Raw genomic sequence first — 1,313 nt, forward strand, 5'->3', positions numbered from 1 at the left:
TGTCTAGTCCTGAAATAGGTTTACACCTGTTTCAGCCTCAAAACGCCCGATGCACCGCATCGGGTGTTTTGTATTTCAGCGACAGATGAGGCCGCTCGTTGTTATAGATCTGCACCGACTCGTCCACCATCCGGATGGCCTCTGCAAAATTTTTGGGGCGATGCAGCAATAACTCGTTTTTCAAAATCCCGTTCACACGCTCAGCCAACGCGTTTTGGTAGCAGTCGTAGCCATCGGTCATTGAGCAGGTGATGCCGTATTTGGCATGCAGCCGCTGATAAAGCTCGGAGCAGTATTGGACGCCTCTATCCGAGTGATGCACCAAACATTGCTTCGTTGTCCGCTGCTTGAGGGCTTTGTTGAACGCCTGGATCACCGATTCGGTGTGCAAGCTTTCATGGACATGGTGCCCCACGATTTTTCGGGAGTACGCATCGGTGATCAAACTCAGATAAGCCACACCCGTTTGCGTCGGTAAGTAGGTGATGTCCGCAACCCATACTTGCTCTGGCGCCTTGGCAACTACCTGAATCGGTCCATCTTTGAGCAGGTTTGGATGCCGGCGAAAGCGATGATGGCTATCTGTCGTTTTGTGATAGGCCCGTCTGCGGGGAACCAGCTCGCGCCGATCTCGCAAGATATCGAATAACCGGTCTCGACCGACCTTTACGGACACCTCTGGCTCAGTGTGCATCAGATTGTGAAGTTTTCGGGTGCCAAGGCGCGGTTGCCTAAGTCGTTTCTCCCTCACGAATCCCATCACTTCCTGGGCATGACGGGCCCGGGCATCACACGCGCGGTTGCGCTTGTAATAAGCCTGACGGGAAATCCCCATGAACTGGCAAGCCCGACTAATGCTCAGGTCTTGGATCTGCCCTTGGGAGAGGACTTGCCGGATCGCTTTTTTACGACAGAAACACCGAAGTCGTTCTTTAAAACATCAACGACAGCTTCGAAAAACTGAGCTTTCTGGTTGGCTTGGGCCAGCTTTTCTTCGAGCTCTTTGATTCGCTGTTCGGGTGTCAGTGGTTTATCGGGCTCATCCATGGAACGGGGTCTCTTGGAGCGAATGGACGCGCCTTGACTCCAGTCCTGCCGACCATGCCTGCGTAACCAGTTCAGTACGGTCGATTTACCCTGAATGCCATAACGCACTTGAGCCTCTTTATAACTCAACTCGCCTTTTTCGACCTGATCGACGACCGACAATTTAAAGGTCCGCGTGTAATCACGCTGACTGCGCCTTTTTCCTGTATTCATTACTCCCTCCTGAGAATGGGTCAGAAGGTGTAAACCTTATTCAGGACGAGACA

At 52.3% G+C, this 1,313-nt stretch carries 1 protein-coding gene; it reads right to left on the reverse strand.

The features are described from left to right. Positions 1 to 37 precede the first annotated feature (37 nt). Positions 38 to 1,260, reverse strand: a protein-coding gene (locus tag CAF73_RS29480; RefSeq protein WP_139834889.1) for an IS3 family transposase whose coding sequence is annotated in 2 segments (ribosomal slippage) — positions 38 to 909 and positions 909 to 1,260 — 1,224 coding nt in all. Because the reading frame shifts where the segments join, the coding sequence is not laid out codon by codon here. Positions 1,261 to 1,313 lie beyond the last annotated feature (53 nt).

It is taken from the genome of Pseudomonas sp. B15(2017), assembly GCF_002113215.1.
GTDB lineage: Bacteria > Pseudomonadota > Gammaproteobacteria > Pseudomonadales > Pseudomonadaceae > Aquipseudomonas.